Annotated in this window: 13 protein-coding genes and 3 tRNA genes; 9 read left to right on the plus strand and 7 right to left on the minus strand. The window is 59.2% G+C overall.

The features are described 5' to 3' along the window. The first annotated feature begins 16 nt into the window (after window positions 1-16). The 6 genes from H6650_09045 to H6650_09070 all read left to right on the plus strand — a co-directional run bounded on the left by H6650_09045 (window position 17) and on the right by H6650_09070 (window position 11,289). Window positions 17-4,003 carry a hypothetical protein gene (locus tag H6650_09045; protein ID MCB8952144.1) on the plus strand — a complete coding sequence of 1,329 codons (3,987 nt, stop codon included), beginning with the start codon at window positions 17-19 and terminating at the stop codon, window positions 4,001-4,003. Window positions 4,004-4,005: 2 nt separating this feature from the next. After that, window positions 4,006-7,089, plus strand: coding sequence for a PKD domain-containing protein (locus tag H6650_09050; protein MCB8952145.1), 3,084 nt, complete (start codon window positions 4,006-4,008; stop codon window positions 7,087-7,089). After that, on the plus strand, window positions 7,086-7,502 hold the full coding sequence (locus tag H6650_09055) for a hypothetical protein (protein MCB8952146.1): 417 nt from the start codon (window positions 7,086-7,088) through the stop codon (window positions 7,500-7,502). Before H6650_09050 ends, H6650_09055 begins: the two co-directional genes overlap by 4 nt. A 440-nt stretch (window positions 7,503-7,942) precedes the next feature. Beyond that, entirely contained in the window at window positions 7,943-9,124 is a 1,182-nt protein-coding gene (locus H6650_09060) for a hypothetical protein (protein ID MCB8952147.1), read from the plus strand. Window positions 9,125-9,292: 168 nt separating this feature from the next. Further along, on the plus strand, window positions 9,293-10,471 hold the full coding sequence (locus H6650_09065; protein MCB8952148.1) for a hypothetical protein: 1,179 nt from the start codon (window positions 9,293-9,295) through the stop codon (window positions 10,469-10,471). 110 nt (window positions 10,472-10,581) lie between these two features. Next, window positions 10,582-11,289 (plus strand): NUDIX hydrolase, encoded by a 708-nt coding sequence (locus H6650_09070; protein ID MCB8952149.1) that lies wholly within the window; start codon window positions 10,582-10,584, stop codon window positions 11,287-11,289. Between the two features lie 15 nt (window positions 11,290-11,304). On the opposite strand, the gene H6650_09075 is transcribed toward H6650_09070, so the two are convergent. Both H6650_09075 and H6650_09080 read right to left on the minus strand, forming a co-directional pair. Then, complete coding sequence (locus H6650_09075) at window positions 11,305-11,973, minus strand: metal-dependent transcriptional regulator (GenBank protein MCB8952150.1); 669 nt, start codon at window positions 11,971-11,973, stop codon at window positions 11,305-11,307. 135 nt (window positions 11,974-12,108) lie between these two features. After that, window positions 12,109-13,839 carry a M3 family oligoendopeptidase gene (locus tag H6650_09080; GenBank protein ID MCB8952151.1) on the minus strand — a complete coding sequence of 577 codons (1,731 nt, stop codon included), beginning with the start codon at window positions 13,837-13,839 and terminating at the stop codon, window positions 12,109-12,111. Between the two features lie 461 nt (window positions 13,840-14,300). Here H6650_09080 and H6650_09085 point away from each other — a divergent pair, with 461 nt between their 5' ends. Further along, window positions 14,301-17,804 carry a VCBS repeat-containing protein gene (locus tag H6650_09085; protein ID MCB8952152.1) on the plus strand — a complete coding sequence of 1,168 codons (3,504 nt, stop codon included), beginning with the start codon at window positions 14,301-14,303 and terminating at the stop codon, window positions 17,802-17,804. Window positions 17,805-17,915: 111 nt separating this feature from the next. Here the strand turns inward: H6650_09085 and H6650_09090 are convergent. The 4 genes from H6650_09090 to murA all read right to left on the minus strand — a co-directional run bounded on the left by H6650_09090 (window position 17,916) and on the right by murA (window position 19,606). After that, a tRNA-Cys gene (locus H6650_09090) sits at window positions 17,916-17,986 on the minus strand. Window positions 17,987-18,027: 41 nt separating this feature from the next. After that, window positions 18,028-18,102, minus strand: a tRNA-Gly gene (locus H6650_09095). A gap of 14 nt (window positions 18,103-18,116) precedes the next feature. Beyond that, window positions 18,117-18,189, minus strand: a tRNA-Phe gene (locus H6650_09100). A gap of 118 nt (window positions 18,190-18,307) precedes the next feature. Then, entirely contained in the window at window positions 18,308-19,606 is a 1,299-nt protein-coding gene (murA, locus tag H6650_09105) for a UDP-N-acetylglucosamine 1-carboxyvinyltransferase (GenBank protein ID MCB8952153.1), read from the minus strand. A 30-nt stretch (window positions 19,607-19,636) separates the two neighbouring features. Here murA and H6650_09110 point away from each other — a divergent pair, with 30 nt between their 5' ends. Together H6650_09110 and H6650_09115 are read left to right on the plus strand one after the other, a co-directional pair. Then, window positions 19,637-19,855, plus strand: coding sequence for a hypothetical protein (locus tag H6650_09110; GenBank protein ID MCB8952154.1), 219 nt, complete (start codon window positions 19,637-19,639; stop codon window positions 19,853-19,855). 87 nt (window positions 19,856-19,942) lie between these two features. After that, window positions 19,943-20,722, plus strand: a complete 780-nt coding sequence (locus tag H6650_09115) for an alpha/beta hydrolase (GenBank protein MCB8952155.1) — start codon at window positions 19,943-19,945, stop codon at window positions 20,720-20,722. Window positions 20,723-20,792: 70 nt separating this feature from the next. On the opposite strand, the gene H6650_09120 is transcribed toward H6650_09115, so the two are convergent. Next, window positions 20,793-21,233, minus strand: a complete 441-nt coding sequence (locus tag H6650_09120) for a hypothetical protein (GenBank protein ID MCB8952156.1) — start codon at window positions 21,231-21,233, stop codon at window positions 20,793-20,795. Window positions 21,234-21,639 lie beyond the last annotated feature (406 nt).

Genomic DNA, 21,639 nt, shown 5'->3' on the forward strand with positions numbered 1-21,639 from the left:
GACTATGACAGAAAAGATGACAAGTAAATCGCGCAAAACCGGAGCAATCGCCCTGGTCTTGTTGTCGGTTGGTTTGATGTTTACATTCACCCGGCTGGCCCTGGCAGGCCGCCCCCTCAACACGGAGGATTTCGCACCCGCATCGGAGCAGGGATTTGGTGACCACGCTAACGGTTGGGCATGGTCCATGCAATGGTGGAATGGCTATCTCTACGTGGGCACAAATCACGACTGGCGCTGTGGCGAAGTTCTGGCGCAGGCGCGCAACTCGTTTGGCATCATCCCGTACCCAGACGACGACCCAGACGTTAACTGCCCAGATGATCCTCTTGATCTGGACATGCGCGCCGAAATCTGGCGGTGGGAACCACAAACAGATACGTGGGAGCGGGTTTTTCAAGCCCCCTATCAGGTTTTTACGGAGTTTACGCAGCTTGGTGGCAGTATTTCCAACCCGGTCACGGTGACGGTGGACATCAGCCCGACCAACGTGGCCCGCGATATTGGCTACCGCGGCATGACGTTGTTCACCGACCCGGATGGCACGGAAGCATTGTACGTAACAGCCGTCAGCCCCAGCTACCTGGGTTATCGCGTGCCGCCGCGCATCCTGCGCTCGGTGGACGGCGTGAATTTTGAGCCAATTCCGGCGGACCCGGGCACACCCTTGGGCGGCATCCAAAAAACCAGCCTGCGCAACCCCACGATTCACGTAGGCACGGATGGCATCACGCGGCTTTACGTCCAGGCAGGCAGTAGCAAAGGCAGCGGCGCTGTTTTTGAGTCCGCCAATCCGGGCGCGGGCAACAATTACTGGCGCAAGATCAGTCCGGCGGACATGAAGTTCAGCCATATGGCGTCCTACAATGGCGCCCTCTACATGGGTGTACGCGATCCGAACAGTGGTTTTGGCGTCATTCGCATGTACACCGATGGCGGCCCTCTGCCCTATGATTTTGACTACGTCTTGAAAAATGGCGGCGACTCTCCCACAGACCAGCCCAACGTAGAGGTGTTGAGCATGATGGAGTTCAAGGGGAGATTGTTCGTCGGCGGCAATGGGATCATTGTGGGCTTCATTCCCAGCCTGAACGCGGCGGCGGAGGTGTTCCGCATCAATCCTGACAGCAGTTGGGATTTGATCGCGGGCGAGCCGCGCGTAGGGTTGCCATTTGGCGCGCCGGACAAGCTGCCGTTAAGCGGCTATGGCGGCGGGTTTGATAACCCCAACAACGGGCACATGTGGCGTATGGCTGTCGAAGATGAGCATCTGTATCTGACCACCTTCGATGGCAGTATCGCGGGCAAGGACGAACCAGAGATTCCGCAGGACGTTTTGGATGCCATGGGCTTCGATTTGTGGCGTACGTCGGATGGCGCACATTTTACGCCGGTGACGACGAATGGATTCTCCGCGTTGATCGATGACCCGAACCCGCCACGGCCCGATTTGAACCTGGGAGCGTTTGATTCCGGCGGGCGCAATATGGAAAACACCCCGTATGGTTTCTTTCTGGGGACGGCAAACTATTACTATGGTTTGCGCATTTTTCGCGCTTTTCTGGAGACACCACCCAATGACGTGAGTATCACGGGAGATTCGACCGCGGTGGTAGACACCACATTTGTCTATACGGCCACGACGGTGCCGATTACGACGACGTTGACGCAGCCGCTCACGTATGTGTGGGAAGCGTCTGATCAGGCCGTTTTGTCACAGGAGGCGGAACTGCAAAATACGGCGACGTTTAGTTGGACGAATGCCGGCATCAAAACCATCACGGTCACGGTCAACAACCAATACGGCAGCGCTACCAACAGCTTCAACGTCAACGTCCTGGACGATGAACCTGGCTTCATTGCCGAAAGCGCCATTGTCAAGGGACCCTCCCTGGGGACTCCTGGAACAACTTATCAATTCCAGGTAGATGTCGGCCCACTGAACGCGGCCCAACCTATTCAGTACACATGGCAGGCCACCGGTCAGGAGAACCAGATACACACCAATGGGGCGCGTGACTTCGCCAGCTTTACGTGGAATTCTTCAGGTGAAAAGGCCATCCTGGTCATTGTGGACAATGGATTTGGCTCCCCCGCCATTGGCACTTTCTTCGTCAACATCTCCTCTTGCGTGCCGATGAACAACATCCGTATGCCGATGATGGCGGACACGCAATTGTTCCCCGGCAGCGTGGCGACATTCCAGGGGCACGCTTTTGGCGGCACACCGCCCTTCCATTACGAATGGCGCGTGGATGGGGAACATGCCGGCATCAATGATAGCCGCTTGATCCAACCCTTCCCCGATGCCGGCATCCACACCATTGATCTCACCATTAGCAACGCCTGTAGCGAAAAAAGCGTCTCCCGCTCCGTCCTGGTCGGCGAACCCTACTCCCCACGCGCCGACCTGTCCCTGTCCAGAGTGATCGCCAGCCGCTCCCAGGTCGATAACGGAGACACCATCGACTACACCATCCAAATCTGGAACACAAATGACACCACGGCCACGCTGCGCCTGGCAAGCCCCATCCCCTCCTTCACCGAATACGTCCCCGACTCCGTACGCAGCAGCGATGAAGGTGGCGCGACCATCAGCGACGAAAACGTCATTCTCTGGAAGGGAGACATCAGCAGCGGCACGCCCGTTCTCGTCTCATTCTCCGTCACGGTAACGGATGAGATTACACGCGTGGGTACACCAATCGTCAACGAAACCTTCCTGCAGGACGTCGACACAGGCAACGAAGCCGCGCTGGAAACGACAGTACGCTACCAGCCCGGCTACGCACTCAACATCAACGGCCCTCTATTTCTCAAGGACACCTCCGTCACGCTCAACTACGATTGGGACGAAGCGGACAATATCACCCATGTCCGCTTCAGCGATCACGCCGGCTTTGGCTCCGAGACATCCGCCCACACAACAGGCTGGATAGAAGTCAGCGACACGCACACCTATGCGCCCTGGTTCTTTGACTTGAGCAACGACTTGCGCATGCCACGCATTGTTTACGCCATGTTCCGCGACGCCGAAGGCAACGTCAAACGAGTATTGGCAACCACGTACAAAGTGTACGATCCCGCGCCGCCGGAAGTAACCGCGGCGGAGATTATTCCTGATAGCCCCTACTCCCAGCTTGTACACCTGCGAATCACGGCGGTGGACGACGTCAGCGGTGTCCGCTCTATTCTTGTCGGCCACGACGCCGCGCTTACGGATGCCCAACGCTTTGATTTCGCCGGACCAACGGACGACATCCCCTGGACGCTGCAACCCTCGGGAGAAGTCTACTTCCGCGCCCAGGACCGCGCCGGACGCTACTCCAATCCTGTCACGGCCCTGCAAGGAGATGAAGCCGTACCGCTGGATTCCGTGGACATTGTCATCGGTCCATCAATCGGCTACGTGGGCAAGGCGTACAACTTCTTCATCTCATCGGGACCATTCAACGTCACCCACCCCATCACGTATACCTGGCAAGCGACCGAACAGTCTGAGGCGGTCCACGTCAGCGACCAGAGCGATCTGATTCAATATACCTGGACCACTCCGGGAACCAAGATCATCACTTTTACGGCGGAAAATGTACTCACCTCCGCCGTGAACACACACACGATTGTCATTGAAGAAGCGCCGCCCACGCCTACACCGACGAACACGCCTCCTCCGACGCCCACGGGCACGCCTATGCCTACGCCCAGCGCCACGCCGCCACCGATAACGGAACACGAGTTATTCTTGCCCGTGTTCATGGGGAGCGGCACGGCGCAAACGCAACAACCTGTCCAGGGGGGTGCATTCCTTGAGGAGCCGCCAACGTGGCATTGGACGCTGAGTAATCAGCCAGGCATTTCTCCCTGGCTGACGTTGCTGCTGCTGTTGATGCCGGCATCAATCTATCTGTTCGCCAACAAAGGACACACCGTCACCCCGGAGCGCCAGATAACCCTTGAGAATCAACCACAGAAGTTCTCAGACACAAGTCGGGCAGCAATATGAAAATGATAAACCTGAAGCTTGACCTCAAACACAAGAGCGTGCTCTGTGTGTTGTTCGTTCTGACGGCGCTTGTGCTGCTAGTCCCCAAAGCAGAGGCAGCCCGCCTCCCCGATCCACGACCCTTAGCCAACCCTGCCGACTGCTATGAAGCAAACATCTACTACGGAGAAGTACCCCCAGGTCATGAGGATGGCGAAGTATTGGTCTTCGTTCACGGCTACAGCGGCAAAGCCCTCGACTGGTGGTTTTTCAACTTCGCCACAGGTCTCAACGACATGTACGAACGAGCGTACAAGGCCGGCTACCGCACCGCCTTCCTGGACGTCAACGTCAATCCCGCCAACTCCACCTGCGAGACCCTGCGCCAACCCGTCATCTCCACTTATGACTCGGGCAACGTCATCAGCCACCAGCTTGACTACATCTTGCAGCACTACAATGTGGACAAAGTGAGCGTCATTGCCCACTCCAAGGGCGGCGTTGACACACAAACAGCCATCATTTTCAATGGGGCCGCCGCCAAAATCCGCAACGTGTTCACCCTTAGTTCGCCGCACCAGGGCGAACTGTTGTCCGACCTGATCTGGAGCGAGCTCGGCGAACTGCTTGGCGACATCGTGACCGTTGTGGAACGAGACGAAGGGACACGCACCTTGCGTATCAACAACATGTCCGTCTTTCGCCTCTACGCCGACGAACAACCCATTAACGACCAGGTCAACTACTTCACGGCAGCGGGAAACGGCTGGCAAGGCTCAGGCGGCGTAACGGAAATCTCCGGCCTCGTCATGCAAAACCTGGGATATGACAACGACGGCATCGTGACCGTAGACAGCGCCTACCTCCCCTATGCCCCGATAATGTTCATCGGCGACTGGTCACACGCGGAAATGTACCAGGGCTACAACGTCTTCTCCTACATCAATGCTATTCTCAGGGGCGCTCCCCAGAGCGTAGCTATCTCCGGCCCCGGCCAGGGCGCGGTCAACAGTCCCTACAGTTTCCTCGCGGAGACAGGCCCCATCACGCTCACCCGTCCCGTCACCTACACCTGGAATGTGACCGACCAGCCGACGCTGATCCGACAAGAAGGTCTTGAGGATTCCATCTCCTTCAGTTGGGACACACCCGGCAGCAAAACGGTTTCGGTGACCGCCAGCAATCGCTGGGGCGCGACCACCAGTCACTTCACCATCGACATATCGGCAGCCGCGGCCGACCAGGCTCCCACCAGCGTTGTCATCAGCGGCCCCGGCCGCGCCGCCGCCGGGTCGGCGCAAGCCTTCACGGCCAGCGTTGCGCCCGTCAACGCCGGCCAGGACATCAGCTACACGTGGACGGCGACCGACCTCGCCGATGTCGTACATGTCGGGGGCAGCACCGATGCTGCCGAATTGACCTGGACAACGCCGGGCACGAAGAATGTCGTCGTCAGCGTCAGCAATGCCGCCGGAGACGCCACCAGCGCCGCCTTCGTCGTTGAAGTTGGCGTGCCCCCCAGCCAGGTAACGCTGCAAGGCCCCGCCATTCTGGAAAGCAACAGCGGCACCACCTTCACGGCAACTATCTCTCCCGCCAACATTACGGGACCGATTACGTACACCTGGCGCGCCGTGGACCACGAAGAAATCAGCCACACGCTCAACATTGCCAGCGATAGCCAGGTGTATAACTGGGAGTATACCGCGCCGCAAGCCGTGGCCGTGATGGTTGAGAACGCCTGGGGCAAAGCCGTTGACTTCCTTTCCGTGCAGGTCGTCACCTCCCCCGAGGCCGTGTCCATCGAAGGGGAAGTCGTTGGTGTCGTCAACACTAGTTACGATTTCACGGCCGTGGTTCATCCCGTCGATACCACGGCTCCGCTGACGTATACGTGGGAAAGCACAGGCGATCCCGATGCGTTGCTGCACATCGGCGGCGCTGAAGATGTGGGCACATTTAGCTGGGACGATCCCGGCAGCAAGTACGTGGCCGTTATCGTGGAGAATATGGACAACTTCGCTCCCACGCGGTTCGATCTACTCCCGTTGACCATTTTCGCCGATAGCCCGGATACGCCCCCGGAGAGCGTGAGCATAACCGGCGCGGAAACGGGGCTTGTAGACACGCCTTATCGCTTTGTAGCCTCCATTCTCCCGATTACGACGACGCAATCCATCACGTATACCTGGCAAGTGAGCGGGCGCGATCCGGTCACGCAGTTGAATGGGGCGAAGGATGCATTGGAGATTACCTGGGACGAGGGCGGCACTTATGACGTGATGGTGGCGGCAACCAATGCGTTTGGCACGGTCACGAACCAGATGACGATTGTGATCAATGCGCCGGTCACGTCTGTGGCGGTTTCTGGCCCCACGATTGGCCTGCCGAATACATCGTATGAGTTCACAGCCAGCGCGGTTCCGATCACGGCCACGCAGCCTATCACGTTTACCTGGTATACCCCGGAGACGGGGCAGGAGACCGTTGTCGGCGGCAGCAGCGACGCCAAGAGTTATTCTTGGCCCGCGGGAACGCATGTGGTTGCCGTGACGGCGGAGAATAAGTGGGGCTGGTTTACGCAGCCGGTGGTTGTGGAAATTGGTGATGAGTTGACGGAACTGGCGCTAACCGGCCCAGGATTGGGCGCAGTGGGCGTGAACCAGACGTTTGCGGCCACGGTGCTGCCGGCATCTGCGCTGTCCCCCATCACCTATACCTGGAGCACTCCCGGGCAAACGCCCTTCGTCCAGGTCGGCGACCTCACGAACAGCGCCAGTTTCGCCTGGGATTCCCCCGGCCCGAAGACGGTGACGGTATCGGCGGTCGATCCTTTTGGGGCGACGGCCAACCAGTCCTTCACCATCCTGGTGGGTAACATTCTGTACACGCCGGTGATGATGCGCGGCAGCACTGTGAGTCAAGCGGATGCCGGCATTCAGGAACACATCGCTCATGTTGCCGACAGCCGCCAGGGACAGTTCATGTCCAGCGTAGGCAAGATAGCGTTCGCTGTTAAACCGTTCGCGGGAATTGTGCGGGATATGCCGGCATTTTCTCCCGTCGCCGCGTTACCAAATGCCGGCAAAGCAGATAGATCACAATGAAGCCCAAACAGCTTCGCTCGCAACCTTTCCTTACCCTGACGCAAGTCCTCGTCCTCCTCGTCGTCGTCGCCAGCCTGATCATCGTGCTGGACCTGAACCGCCGCGCCCAGGAAGGTCGCAACATAGGCGTCAACGAAGAATCGTTGCAGGCCGACGTGATGGTGGAAACAACGCGGCAAGTCCAGTTGCAGGCCACCCTTGCCTACGTCACCAGCGAAGCCTACGTTTCCGACTACGCCCGCAATGAAGCAGGCTACATCTTGCCGGGAGAAAAGCGCATCGTGCCGCTCGTCCTAACAGCCACACCCGCGCCGCCCCTCCCCGGTACGCCCACCCCGGATCCCGCGCTCGACGCCTATCCGTGGCAGGCGTGGATGCGGCTGCTCACGGACGCGCCTTTCCCCACCCGCTAGAAAGCCGCCGCCGGCATACATGCCGGCACTTCCCAAAGACCCCACCCTGGCGAGGGAGCACAGAGTACTCCCTCGCCTTTTTTGTAAAAACAGACGCGCCAGTCGTCCTGCCCACCCATGACAATAGAACCATTTGCCAGGGTACTACCATATGCTACCATATGCCAATCGTCAGCTTAACATATTGTTATGACAAGAGTCCACCCGTGCCACACAACAATCCTCCACGAACCTTCACACAAAACCATGGTAACATGCCGGCCCAAACGTCATCAAACAACCTCTTTGGCATCACACGGCAAAAACCTTGTTCTTGAATTGCGCCCTGCCACAAACCCGCACCGATGGAAAAAGTCAGGCTTGTGGCGCCACGGTGCCCAGATGTCTCAAACGCCTTCTAACATAGACCACAACCGGATGCAACTGTAAGGAAACATGCTATGACAGGTCGTCGCTTGCTCTTAATCCTGATGCTGCTTGTTGGCCTGGTCTTCCTGGCTATCGCCGGATTTCTCATCATCAACTCCCAGGACACGGCTCCATCCACAGCCAACGGCGGTCCCCAGTTGCCGGTAGATGTCACCGGCATCTCCGAAGGCATTGAGGCCATCACGCAGGGGGGCGGCGCCACGGAATCCGAACTGGTAGGTGTCGTGGTTTCGCTGCAGACCGTCCCTCGCGGCTGGCCGATGACCGAAGCGGAACTGGCGCTAGATGACCGCCCCCGCTCCCAGTTGGGGCCAAACGTGATCACGGACACGGCGGAGGTGATCGGCCTGTACGCCCGCACGGACATCTTCCAGGGAGAAACGCTCACCCGCGACAAACTGGTGCGCGACCCACGGCAGATCGGGCGCGAAGATTACGGCCCCTCCTCGCTCATCCCCTCAGGATGGCTGGCCGCGTCCGTGCCCATGGACCGCCTGAACAGCGTAGCTTATGGCCTGGAACCCGGCGACACTATCGACATTATGCTTACGTTCGCCTTCAGCCAGGTGGACCAGGAGTTTCAAACCCTGCTGCAAAACAGTGCCACATTTGTCCTGGAAACAGCCGATGAAGAAGGCAACATCTCCCGCACCGTCGTCGTCCTCGATCCCTACGGCCGCTTTGAGCAGTTGCCCACCGGAGACGTGGCACACGTCGCCCCTTCAGAGTCGCAGCGCCCCCTGCCGGTAGCCATGATCCTGCAAAATGCGCGCGTTATTCAGGTCGGCGCATGGACGCCTCCTGCGCCAGTGCTGACCCCCACGCCCATGCCCGGAGCAAGCGCGGAAGAAGGCGCGGAAACGCCCACCCCCGAAGCAGGCGTACAACCCACGCCTACGCCACGCCCGCCGGACGTGGTAGTGGTGGCCCTGCCGCCACAGCAGCAGTTATTCCTCAAATACGCCGTTGAAAATAGCGCCAACATTGATTACGCCCTGCGCGGACCTGGCGATGGGCAGTTATACAACGTCCAGAACGTTGACCTGAACTACTTGTTGCAACAGTTCGGCATGATTCCGCCGGACGGCATTGAGTACGTCATCAGTCCGAACATCGCGCCCACGCCTGTAGGGAATTTCGACGTCAACCCTGGCAACAACCAGACCCCGGGCGACGACTCCAGCAACCAGTAGTCAGGGATAACGGGAGAAAAGAGTAACTATTCACGACCACCTTCCCGGAAGCTGTTTTGATGCCAAATGAGTTGAATAGTGAGGCATTTTGGACTTGAAATCGAGCTTCCGGGAAGATCTCTTGGACCATATTCCCCCGAGGCTGAACAGTTACAGAAAGGATTCGATATGCGCGCCAGAACCTTGTTGATCTTGCTCATTGTTGCCGTGCTGATTGTCATTGGCGCATACTACCTGCTCAATATGCGCGGAGATACGGCCAGTTCGCCCACGCCTGTGCCGCCGACGGTGGCGGGCGAAGGGGAGGAGGGCAGCGTGGCGGAGAGTGGGGAGCCAGGGCTGCCCCCGCCAACGCCCACGCCGATGGTCAACTACATAGACGTGGTGGTTGCCAGGGCGAACATTCCCATTGGCACGCGCCTGACCGCCGATATGGTGGAAGTTGCCAAACGCCCGGACACAAACATTGCCGTCCTGGCGCAGGTGACGTTCTCGGCCATCAGCGATGTTGAAGGGCTGATTACGCGCGCGGACATTAGCGAGGGGCAGGAGGTTCTCAGCCCCATGCTGGCGCTCAACGCAACGGACCTGACGGCTATTGGCTCCGATTTGTCGTTGTTTGTGGATGAGGGCAAGGTTGCGGTCGCTTTCCCCATTGACCGCTTCTCCGGTCTGGCCTACGCGCTGCGTCCAGGCGACAACGTGGATGTGATGATGAGCCTGTCGCTGGTGCAGATCGATCCGGAGTTCCGCGGCGTGCTGCCCAATGTAACGCAGCGCGTTGATCAGGCGGCGCTGGCGGAAGGGCGCTCTTTCCTCTTTTCGCCCACAACGCAGGGGCGGTTGGAGTTGATCCCCACCATCAATCTGGTGGCGGAGATTGCGCCCGGCGGGGGGCAGGATGGCGTGCAGCGCCCACGCCAGGTAACGCAATTGACGATTCAACGGGCGGAAGTTATATGGGTGGGTACGTGGAATAATCAGGGCGTGACGCCTGATTTGACGGTTCCGCCCGCGCCGGAAAAGCCCGCGGAGGGGGAGGTGGCGGCGCCATCGGGCACGGGGGATACCCAGGTGCAACGAATGGAGTTGACCCCTGATGTGGTGATTTTGAGTATGCCGGCACAAGACGCTCTGGCCCTCAAACTGGCGCAAGAAACAGGCATCAACCTTGACCTGGCGCTCCGCTCTCAAGGCGACAACACCTTCTTCTCCACGACCAGCGTCAACCTGCCGGAAAGCGTGGAACAGGGTGGCCTGACGATCCCCGAATCCGGCGACTACGATTTGGAGCAGCGGTACGACGAAGCGCCCGTGCCCTTCCTCCCCTCCGTGCCGCCAAACTAGAGAAACGTCTTTCGCGCTAAACTGTGCTAAAATAGAAGTCCCTGGCTCCGGTCAGGGTCTTTTCATTTACGCCCCAGCATGTGGGCGCGCGGCGCGTCCGGGAGGAACTCGTGGAGAAAGACGTACCCCAGGGGTATGATCCGTCTAAATATGATAGGCCATCCGTCACGGTGGATGTGGTGGTGTTTACGCTGCAAGGGGATGACTTGAAGGTGTTGTTGGTGCGGCGGAAATATAAGCCATATGCCGGCACTTGGGCTATCCCCGGCGGCTTTGTACACATGTCTGAATCCCTCGACGATGCCGCCCTGCGCGAACTGGCCGAAGAAACAGGCGTCACCGACGTCTACCTGGAGCAGCTATACACCTTTGGCGAACCAGACCGCGACCCGCGCACCCGCGTCATCACCGTCGCCTATTTCGCCCTCGTCCCCTACAAGGCCATCACCCTCGCCAGCCCCGGCGACGAAGCATCCGAAACAGCCTGGTTCTCTTTGCAGGCGCTGCCCCCACTGGCCTTCGACCACCAGAAAGTCCTCGACTACGCCCTCACCCGCCTCCGTTACAAACTGGAATACACCATGGTCGGGTTTGAACTCCTGCCTGACACCTTCACACTCTCCGAACTCCAACGCGCCTATGAAATCATCCTGGGGGAAGCGCTGGATAAGCGGAACTTCCGCCGCAAAATTCTCTCCGCGGACATAATCGAAGAAACAGGGGAGATGAAAACGGAAGGAGAAGGCCGCCCCGCCCGCCTGTATCGCTATCGAGACAACGCCGTGGCCGAGGTCAAGACGCGCCGACTGTTCCCTTGAACAAGGCGTTAGAACTCAGGGCAAATCTTTTTGCACGGTCACCCATAGCATCTGCGTCAATTCCGCCCCCAACACCACCTCGTCCCGCCCCACGCGCAGCCGCATTGGACCGTTGAAGGGGGCGCGCCCTAATATCTCGAACCGCGCGCCGGGGACCAGCCCCAGGGAAGCCAGATAACGCAGCCGCTCCGGCTCGTGCGTGCGTACGCGACTGATCAATCCTTTGGAGCCAATTGCCAGATTCACCAGGCCAATATCCTCAACTGCCGGCAGCGTGCCGTCCGCCGCCGGAATCGGCTCGCCATGCGGACACCGGTTGGGATAACCCGTCATTTCCGCCATCCGCTGCGTCAGGGCGTCATTCAGGCCGCCGCTGAACGCTTCCGCATGGTCGTGTACCTCGTCCCAGGTAAACTTCATCACGTTTACCAGGAACACCTCCAGGATGCGATGGCGACGGATTTCGTCCAGCGCCAGTTCCAGTCCCAGATCGGTCAGTTCCACGCCCTGGTAAGGAATGTGTTTGACGTAGCCGGCGTTCGCCAGGCGTCGCAACATGCGCGGGACGGCGGGCGCGGAGACGTTGAGGCGTTCGGCCAGGCTGGTCGTACTGACTGTGGGGGAATCTTCTTGCAGACGATAGATTTCAGCGAGATACTCGCGCATGGCGGCGCTGGGCTGCATGGGTGCTTCTCCGAGGAAAATGCCGGCAACACGTTTTATTGATCTTATCGTATGATGGACCAGACAGCAACAGCCCCCCAATTCCGTTACCAGAGCGGGGGGGCTGTTCAGGCGTGTCGTACATCACGGGGCACGTCAGGCCAGTTCTGTTTCCAGTGAAGCGATGGTTGTCTCAATCAGGTCCACCAGATCGCCCAGCATGGCGGCGTCAAAGCGGAATTCCGCGCCGGCGGCGGCGAAAAGCTCCGGCAGCGTTTTCGTGTCGCCCAAAGCGAGGGCGTGCCGGTAGGCGGCAATGGCTTCGTATGGGTCGGTGAGGCTGTTGCGCCAGACTTGCAGCGCGCCTACCTGCGCCAAGCCATATTCGATGTAGTAGAAGGGGATGCCAAAGATGTGCAACTTGCGATGCCAGCCGGTAACACGCACATCTTCGTAACCGGTCCAATCAACGCCGGGCAGGAAGCGGTCCCACAATTCGCCCCATTTGCGGTCGCAATTGCCGGCATCCATCGCCTCATCCGCGTGCGTATAAACCCAGTGTTGGAACGCATCCACCACCGCCATATACGGCCAAAACAGCAGCAGTTTCTCCAGGTGCTCGATCCGCGCCCGCGCCGCTTCCGTCGCCGAATAAAACCCGCCCTTTTCCTCGGCCAGATAAGGCGCGGCCAGCAGTTCCATGGACATCGAAGCCACCTCGCAAAACTCCATCGGCGGATTCTCCTGCCAGACCAACGGCAAGTCAGCCGTTTCAAAGACATGAAACGCATGTCCCGCCTCGTGCAGCAGCGTCTGCACGTCGTCGTGCATGCCCACGCCGTTCATGAAGATAAACGGACGCCGGCGCAGCGGCAGGGAACTGCAATACCCCCCCAACGCTTTGCCCGCGCGCGTCTGCAAATCCAGCAGTTCCTCATCCGCCATGGTCATGAAATACAGGTTGAGCGCGGGATCCAACTGTCCAAAGATGGTCATGGCCGTCTCTACCAGTTCTTCCTGCGTTTCGTAGGGGTGCAGCGGCGGGGCGTCCGCCGTGTCCATGATGATGCCTTGTTCGGGCACGTTATCCCACGGCAGCAGCCGGTCGTAGCCTGCCTGGCGACGTTTGCGCGCCAACAGGCGCTGCGCGGCGGGTACGACAACTTCGGCAATGGCGTCGTGGAAGATGAGGCAGTCTTCAGGAGTGTAGTCAAAGCGACCATGGGATCGGAAGGCATAAGCGCGGAAATCGGACATGCCGGCATTTTCCGCCACCTGCCGCCGCAGCGCCAACATATCCGCGTAAATCTCATTCAACCGCCCGCGCTCGGCCAACCACGCCCCCATATTCGCCTTCCACGCCCGCTCCCGCACCGCCCGATCCGGACTTTGCAAGAATGGTCGCAATTGATTCAGATTCTTCTCCTCCCCATCCCAATCAACCTTCATCCCCCCCGTCAACTTGTCATACTCATTACTCAACTCTTCCAGTTTAGTCAACAGCGGCACATTCTCATCACGAAACAGATCCGCTTCGTTTCGCATACTGCGTAGCACCAACTGCATGTCCTCATCAGGCACATCCAGGGCCAGCAGACGCTCCTTCAACGCCTGCTGCGCCACCTCCGCCTTCGGTATCACATTCTGAATCAGCGTCAAAAACGCGGCTTCCTTTTCCTTATCCGTCGTATCCAACGACTTCGCAATGTAAATCAACGACGCCCCTTCCCACAACACGCGGCTCAACTGCGACCAGTCTTCCAGCCATTTGCGCGTTGTCTCCGGGGAGAGGGGCCGATTTTGCAGCTCCTCGAAATACGGGCCAAATGTCTCCCATTTGGTAACATCCAGCCCCTCAACTGACGTGGGTAGTGCGGTGGGAATCACAAGCTAGTTCCTTTGCCAACCAGAGCCGGAATGCAACACCGCATCCCGATCATCTGCGTGGCACTAATAGGCATCACACGACAGCGGCTCCCGCGTGAGGCGCGGGGGACAACTTTTGTGACACCGGAATGAGAGGAAGAAGTAACATAGCGGTTCAGGCACGACGCCTATTCCCGGTTGATAAGGACGTTGCACCTCTAACGGCTGCCTGGTTATACAAGTTCATACAGCGTCCAAGCGCACGCAACTCGGCTCCAAAGATGTCCCCATTTTAAGGCGAACAAGAAACGTGAGCAAATGAACAACGCCTATCACCTTGTCCTGCTTACCATCCATGATAGAATCTGCTCTGCCAGTCAAGACCTCTCCCATCCCACCTTCCTGGAAGCTGTGAGCTTCCAGAAAGGTCCCGCCATCCTCCTGGAGGCTGCGATCTTCCAGGAAGATACATGGAGTGCCCCATGGAAACCAGCCCTCTTTCGCATCCCGTCAGTCGCCGGGGACGACGCCTCGCCGCCGTCACGGCCCTCGTCCTTTTCCTCGCTCTGTTTACCACCCTGGTCGGACTCGCCGAATCCCCCTTTCCCCACGCCCCCGCCGGTCAAGACCCCAACGACTACGCCAACTACCTCTTCTTACAGCCCGACGACCCACTACCCACCGACTTCAACAGTTGGAAACTCACCAGCGCCCAAAGCCAGGACCCCGACGTTTACCAGGTTCCCTGGGAGCTAAATGGCGTGATGGGAGCCAGCGTTGATCTGGCCTGGCAAATATCCACGGGCCGGCCGGACGTGGTTATCGCCGTTCTGGACTCCGGCATTGAATGGCAGTTCCCGCAAAACGATCTCGTCAACAAAATCCACCTGAACCGCGCCGAACTGCCACTGCCCCTGGGCTGCACCGAATACGACTGCACCAACGATGGCGTCTTCGACATTCGAGACTATCTCAACGACCCCCGCGTCAGCGACGCCAACGGTAATGGACAAATCGATCCCGAAGACCTCATCTTCATCTGGTCCGATGGAACCGACGCGGACGGCAACGGTTACGTGGACGACATCGCCGGCTGGGACTTTTTCCAGGGAGACAATGATCCCCTGGATGAAGTGACTTATGGACACGGCACGGGCGAAGCAGAGGACTCCACCGCCGAAGCCAACAACGGCGGCGGCGTGGGCGTCTGTCCCAGTTGTATGTTCATTCCCCTACGCATTGGCGACAGTTTCATCGTGGACGTCAACCATTGGGCGGAAGCCGTCGTCTACGCCGTGGACAACAACGTGAGCGTGGTTCAGGAAGCGGCCGGTTCCCTCAACCACACCCGCTTTGCCCAGGAAGCCGTTGACTACGCCTACAAACGGGGCGTGCCCATCATCGCCTCCGCCGCCGACGAAGCCTCGGAACACCACAACTACCCCTCCAACCTGGAACGCACCATCGTCGTCAACTCCGTCACCAAATATACCGAAGAGGGCGCGCTCGTTATGTCGCCCCATTCCTACCTCTATCTCAACGGCTGCACAAACTATGGGGCGCACATCGCCGTGGCCGTGCCCTCCAGCAGTTGCTCCTCGGAAGCGACCGGTTTAGGGTCTGGCATGGCCGGGCTGGTCGTCTCCGCGGCGAAAAACGCGCACGATCGGGGGCAGCTCGCGCCTTATCCCGGCGGCTCCGGCTTCATCCTCTCCGCCAACGAGATCAAGCAGATCATGACGATGACGGCGGACGACATCAACATGACGGGCCACTACACCGTCACCGGCATTCTCGTACCCACGCAGCGGTATCTCTCGCATGGCGGCTGGGACATGTACTTTGGCTATGGGCGCGTCAATGCAAACAGCATGTTGACGACTGTCGCCAACGGCCAGATTCCGCCGGAAGCGGACATCACCGATCCCCGTTGGTTCCAGATCATCGATCCCGCTCAGCAAACGCTGGACATCACGGGGCGAGTGGCCGCCGTGCGGGCGGGCGCTTACCGCTACACGGTGGAGGTTGCACCGGGCGTGCAGCCCGTGGGACCACGCTTCCAGACCATTTATGCGTCACCCCTGCTGTTTGCGCCGCTGGAAGGGACGCTGGCGACGGTGGATCTGGCGCAATTGGCCGCACGTATGCCCTATGGTGTCGATGGTCCCCTGGCGAATCCGGCAACGGGGCGAGGAGCCATTGATCGCTTTAGCTTTACGGTGCGTGTGCGCGTTTTTGATAACCTGGGGCGCATGGGCGAGGATCGCAAGAGCCTTTTCTTGTACCATGACGCGGACCTGGCAGCAGGCGCGCCGCTGTTCCTGGATGGCAGTGGCGAAGGTTCTCCCGTTTTCGCTGATCTGAACGGGGACGGGCAGCAAGAATTGATCATGCCCACCAGCAACGGCTTGATCCACGCCTTCCGCCCGGATGGGTCGGAACTCCCTGGCTGGCCCGTTCACACGGACCCGCAGCCGCTGCATCTGGATGCGCCCGCGTACAACAGTGGCGAAATCACGCTGCCCATCTACACGCCCATGCTGCTGGGTTCCCCGGCCATTGGCGTGCTGGCTCCGGGCGAGTCGCTTTCCGTGGTGGTCGCGGACCTGGAGGGCAAGGTGTATGCCTGGAGCGCGGCAGGAGAAGCGCGAGCGGGCTTCCCCGTGCAGACAAACCGTGCTTTTGCGGCCCCGTCGGCGCGGAACAAAGATAACCGTCTGGATTGGGCGATCAGCGGCGCGCCCGCGCTGGGTGATCTGGATCAGGATGGACGGCTGGAAATCGTCGCCGGCGCGTTCGACCGGCATGTGTACGTGTGGAATGACGATGGCTCGCTGCTGCCCGGCTGGCCGGTTTTGGTGGCCGACCCCACCAAGGTGCAGTCCGTGGAGCCAGGGACGCACAAGATCACCTATAACCCGGATGCCAACGCCCTCTCCGGGACGCCCTTCCTGGTCAGTCCGGCTCTGGGAGATGTCAATGGAGATGGCTGGCTGGAGGTCGTCATTGGGCGCGATGAGGAGTACGTGGAGCCGCCGAACAACACGATTGCGCCGCTGCTGTTAACGCTGCTGACGCAGCTTTTGGACCAGTCGCTGGCGAACGGGCGCATTTATGCCCTGTGGCATGACGGCACGCTACATGATGGCAATCCGAACGATGACGATGGGCTGGACCCGGATGCGTTCCTGCCGGGCTGGCCGGTGAAAGTGGGCTTCTTGGCTCCTGAACTGTTGCCTACGGTCGGGGAAGGGCCAAACGGCTCGGTGGCGCTGGCCGACCTGGATGGGGACGGCGCGGTGGAGGTGGCCGCGTTTATGGCGGCCGGTCCGGCCATTATCTTTGATGGCAGCGGGCAAGGATATTGGGGGCAAGACATTTTTGGCAATGATAAAGGTGTGCGCGGCGAGCGAGACTATTTCGGCGCGAACACCAACACGCAGGAAATGCTGGCAATGCCCGGTCTGGGCAGCGGTATTTTCGCGGACCTGGGCAATGGGCTGCGGTTCGCGGGGCCGGCGATTGGTCTGGGCCGTATTTTCGAGAATGCGTTTGCCGCCGACCAGTTGACGAGTGACAATCTGCTGGGTGTGTGGAACTTGCAGACGCGGAGTTTCGTTTCCGGTTTCCCGCGCCACATGAATGATATGCAGTTCTTTACGACGCCGGCGGCGGTGGACTTGAATGGAGATGGAACGGCGGAGTTGATTGCGGGATCAGCGGGGTATGATCTGCACGCTTTCCACGAGGATGGCGCGGAGCTGCCCGGTTGGCCGAAGTTGACGGGTGGCTGGGTGACGGGGACGCCGGCGGCAGGGGATTGGGATGGGGATGGTCAGGTTGATCTGGCGATTGCCACACGCGAGGGGTGGCTGTTTGTGTGGCATGGTAGCGGCGCGGCTTGTTCGGCGATGGAATGGCCGAAGTATAACCATGGGCTGCACAATGATTCGAATTATGAAATGCCGGCAGGTATCTGTCCCTAAACGTAACGGCTAACCCTCTTGTGGTCTGAGGGTGTAGAAACACAGAAAAGCGGCTAAGGGTGTCCTTAGCCGCTTTTTGTTTGCCGTATGTTACAAACGATGTTTTATCAAAGGCGACGACCGGATTCGAACCGGTGATGAGGGTTTTGCAGACCCTTGCCTTACCGCTTGGCCACGTCGCCAAAAAGAAACGGCAGGCCCTTTTTGGTGCCTGCCGCTCTGATGGAGCGGGCGATGAGATTCGAACTCACGACCTTCTCCTTGGCAAGGAGACGTTCTACCACTGAACTACACCCGCGCTCTTTCGCACAGTGCCAGGACCCAGACTTGAACTGGGGACACCTGCATTTTCAGTGCAGTGCTCTACCAACTGAGCTATCCCGGCTTTCAATCAAGCATCGTCAAAGGTAGGGGGATTCTATCTAAACGAGTACAAACTGTCAAGTCCCGATAACGCTTGAACGCTTGCAGTTCCATTGAAGGGGCAGTTTGGGCGGGCTGGATCAGTCTCCGTTGTGCCGGCATATCCGCGCCCCCAACGCCAGCAATTTATCCTCAATCCGCTCATACCCGCGATCAATCTGCTGGATATTGTGAATCACCGTCGTCCCCTCCGCGCACAGCGCCGCCAGCACCATCGCCATCCCCGCGCGAATATCCGGGCTGGTCACGCCCGCCGGGTTCGCATACAAATGGGAGCGCCCCTGCACCAACACCCGATGCGGATCACACAGCACAATCCGCGCCCCCATGAACACCAGTTTATCCACAAAGAAAAAACGGCTCTCATACATCCAATCGTGCAGCAGCACCGATCCTTGTGACTGCGTGGCAATCACCACGGCAATGCTCATCAGATCCGGCGGGAAGCCCGGCCAGGGCATCGGCTTAATCTCCGGCACGCGCCCCCCCAGCGCCGACTCCACCGTCATCCGCTGGCCCGCCCGCACCACAATGTCCTCTTCATCCTCCTCCCACTCCACCCCCAGACGCGCAAATACGAGCCGCACCATGCGCAGATTCCCTGGCCCGGCGTGGCGGATGCGCACCTCCCCCCCCGTCACCGCCGCCGCGCCGATGAAGCTTCCCACCTCCATGAAGTCCGGTCCAATCGTATACTCCCCCCCGTGCAACCGCTCCACGCCTTGCACGCGCAGTTGATTTGTCCCGATCCCCTCGATCCGCGCCCCCAGGCCAACGAGAAAGCGGCACAAATCCTGTACATGCGGCTCCGAGGCCGCATTGTCGATCACCGTCATCCCTTTTGCCAGCACCGCCGCCATCAGCGTGTTCTCCGTGGCCGTTACGCTGGCCTGCTCTTGCAACAAGTAGCCCGCGCCATGCAACCCGTCGGCATTCAGCACAAAAACGCCACCCGAACGCAGGTCCAGGGTGACGCCCAACGCCTGCAAGCCCTGCATATGCGTGTCCAGTGGTCGCCCGCCAATCACGTCCCCGCCGGGCAGCGGCAGCGAAACCGTGCCCAGCCGCGCCAGCATCGGCCCGGAAAAGACGAAGGAAGCGCGCGATTGACTGGCCAATGTCCGCGAGATTTCCGTTTTACGCACGTTGGCCGCGTGAATGCGCCAGCTATTCGCGCCCAGGCGGGCAACGTCCGCGCCGAGGTCGGCGAGGATGTCCAGCGCCACTTGTACGTCGGCGATGTCGGGAATGTTATGGAGTGTAACCGGCTCGTCTGTGAGGAGACATGCCGGCAGCAGCTTGATAGCCGCGTTTTTGTTGCCACTGGCGGTAATAGTCCCCTGTAGCGGCTGACCGCCTTCAATAACAAACTTGCTCATGTCGTTTTCTCCAATCGTGATCGGCGGGGCATGGGAAGTACGCGGGAAAAAGCAACCCATTGCGCATTTCCCGTTTCCCATTACCCGTTGATGGTTGTCTCCCAGATTTTATTGGCGCGCACAAGGGCGGGCAAACAACGCTTTGCCTACGATGTGGGCGCGGGCGTGAATTTCGGCTACAGTTGCACGAACAGAACAATCCCTGATTATTTCCTGGGAGACTTCACCGGCTGCCGCCGACCACCATAAATGAAAATGGTGTGCCGTCGTAGCCCGGTTTTCCAAATCGGGCGGGCGATTTGGAAAATCGCCCTACATTTTCGAGGGAGAAAATAAATGCCCACTATCAAGCTCGATGACCAACAACTGTTTTATGCCCTGCATCGACCAACCGAACGTGCGGTGGATGCGCCAAACCTTGTTCTCATTCACGGCGCGGGCGGCACGCACCTGGACTGGCCCGCGGCGCTGCGCCGCCTGCCCGGAGCCGTCGTCTACGCGCTGGACTTGCCCGGTCATGGTCGCTCCACGCCACCCGGCTGCGAGAGCGTCGCCGATTACGCCGCCGTAGTAGCCCGCTTTATGGCGCGGCAGCCGTTATCGCGGGTGGTCCTCATGGGGCACTCCATGGGCGGGGCCATCGCCATGACGCTGGCGCTGCAAAACGCGCCCGGGGTGGTGGGGTTGGTGCTGGCGGGCACGGGGGCGCGCCTGCGCGTGGCTCCCGCCATTCTGGACCGCATCATGACCGATTACGAGGGGGTGGCCGACCTGTTGGCGGATGCGTTCTGGTCGGCGGATACGCCCGCCGCCATCCGCGAGCAAAGCAAGGAGCGGCTGCTGGCCACGGACGCGGCTATCACGCTGGGGGATTTCCGCGCTTGCGATAGCTTCGACGTGCGCGGGCAGTTAGGGCAAATTCGCCAACCAACGCTGGTCATCGGCGGCGACACTGATCCGCTGACGCCGCTGAAATACAGCCAATACCTGGCGCAGGAAATCCCGCAAGCGCGCCTGGTGACGCTGGCGGGCACGGGACATATGCTGCTGTTGGCGCGCCCGGATGAGGCGGCGACGGCGGTGAGGGCGTTTCTGGAGGAACTGGGGAATGATTAGTCCCTGCTACCCTATGTATCTGGCTCCGATCTGATAAGGCAGTGCCGGCATTCCCCGGACCCCCACCGTCTCACAAGCGACTACGAACAGCCTGGGTGAGTCGTAACAAAGCCTCCTGCAAAATGCCGCGCGGACAGGCTATGTTCATTCTGGCATACCCCGCTCCTTCTCTACCAAACCAATAACCGGAATTGAGCGCCAGTTGAGCTTCTTGCGCCAGGAATTCTTCTAATGCTTTGGCATCCAGGCCCAACGCCTCAAAATTGAGCCAGACCAAATACGTTCCCTCGGGTTCGATCAATTTGACTTGTGGCAGATGATCATGAAGATAGGAGCGAAGAAAGCCAATGTTTCCCTGCAAATACGCCAGCAATTCATCTAACCATCCCTCCCCCTGGCTATATGCCGTCTCAATGGCCGCCGAAGCGAATACATTCGTTTTGTTGATTTGATACCGGTGCGCGAAATCGTGAAACGGCTCCCGGTACGCTTCATTGGCAATCACAACCATCGCGTCTACCATTCCGGCAATGTTGAATGTTTTGGCCGGGGACAGGCAACTAACTGACATTTGCGCCAGTTCGTCTGAAATGCAGGCAAAGGGCGTGTATATTCGTTCCGGTCAGTTATTTGGTCAAAATTCATGATCAATCACCTTAGGTTCGTTCGAGAATTACTTTGGATTTTCCCACAAGTAAGCACCCTTCCAGCGCATCCGTCATTTCCAAATCTATTAACGGACGCGCCCTTGGTAGTAACCGTCCGAAAACAACTTCATACGCTAGCAGGCTGCTACTGACAAGCTGTCCGCACGTTTCCGCTCAATTTTCCGCGGAAAGCCACTTTGTGAGCGGCCAGAGTTTAGATCCCTCCAAGATTGGTTCATTCTCCAAGAATGACTCTACTGAAAAAAGGCC

This window comes from Ardenticatenales bacterium, assembly GCA_020634515.1.
Taxonomy (GTDB): Bacteria; Chloroflexota; Anaerolineae; order Promineifilales; family Promineifilaceae; genus JAGVTM01.

What these genes read in the sequence shown, in the direction of transcription:
- H6650_09045 (MCB8952144.1), top strand. Translation starts at nt 17, where the DNA reads ATGACAAGTAAATCGCGCAAAACCGGAGCAATCGCCCTGGTCTTGTTG.
- H6650_09050 (MCB8952145.1), top strand. Translation starts at nt 4,006, where the DNA reads ATGATAAACCTGAAGCTTGACCTCAAACACAAGAGCGTGCTCTGTGTG.
- H6650_09055 (MCB8952146.1), top strand. Translation starts at nt 7,086, where the DNA reads ATGAAGCCCAAACAGCTTCGCTCGCAACCTTTCCTTACCCTGACGCAA.
- H6650_09060 (MCB8952147.1), top strand. Translation starts at nt 7,943, where the DNA reads ATGACAGGTCGTCGCTTGCTCTTAATCCTGATGCTGCTTGTTGGCCTG.
- H6650_09065 (MCB8952148.1), top strand. Translation starts at nt 9,293, where the DNA reads ATGCGCGCCAGAACCTTGTTGATCTTGCTCATTGTTGCCGTGCTGATT.
- H6650_09075 (MCB8952150.1), bottom strand. Translation starts at nt 11,973, where the DNA reads ATGCAGCCCAGCGCCGCCATGCGCGAGTATCTCGCTGAAATCTATCGT.
- H6650_09085 (MCB8952152.1), top strand. Translation starts at nt 14,301, where the DNA reads ATGGAAACCAGCCCTCTTTCGCATCCCGTCAGTCGCCGGGGACGACGC.
- murA (MCB8952153.1), bottom strand. Translation starts at nt 19,606, where the DNA reads ATGAGCAAGTTTGTTATTGAAGGCGGTCAGCCGCTACAGGGGACTATT.
- H6650_09110 (MCB8952154.1), top strand. Translation starts at nt 19,637, where the DNA reads ATGGGAAGTACGCGGGAAAAAGCAACCCATTGCGCATTTCCCGTTTCC.
- H6650_09115 (MCB8952155.1), top strand. Translation starts at nt 19,943, where the DNA reads ATGCCCACTATCAAGCTCGATGACCAACAACTGTTTTATGCCCTGCAT.
- H6650_09120 (MCB8952156.1), bottom strand. Translation starts at nt 21,233, where the DNA reads ATGGTTGTGATTGCCAATGAAGCGTACCGGGAGCCGTTTCACGATTTC.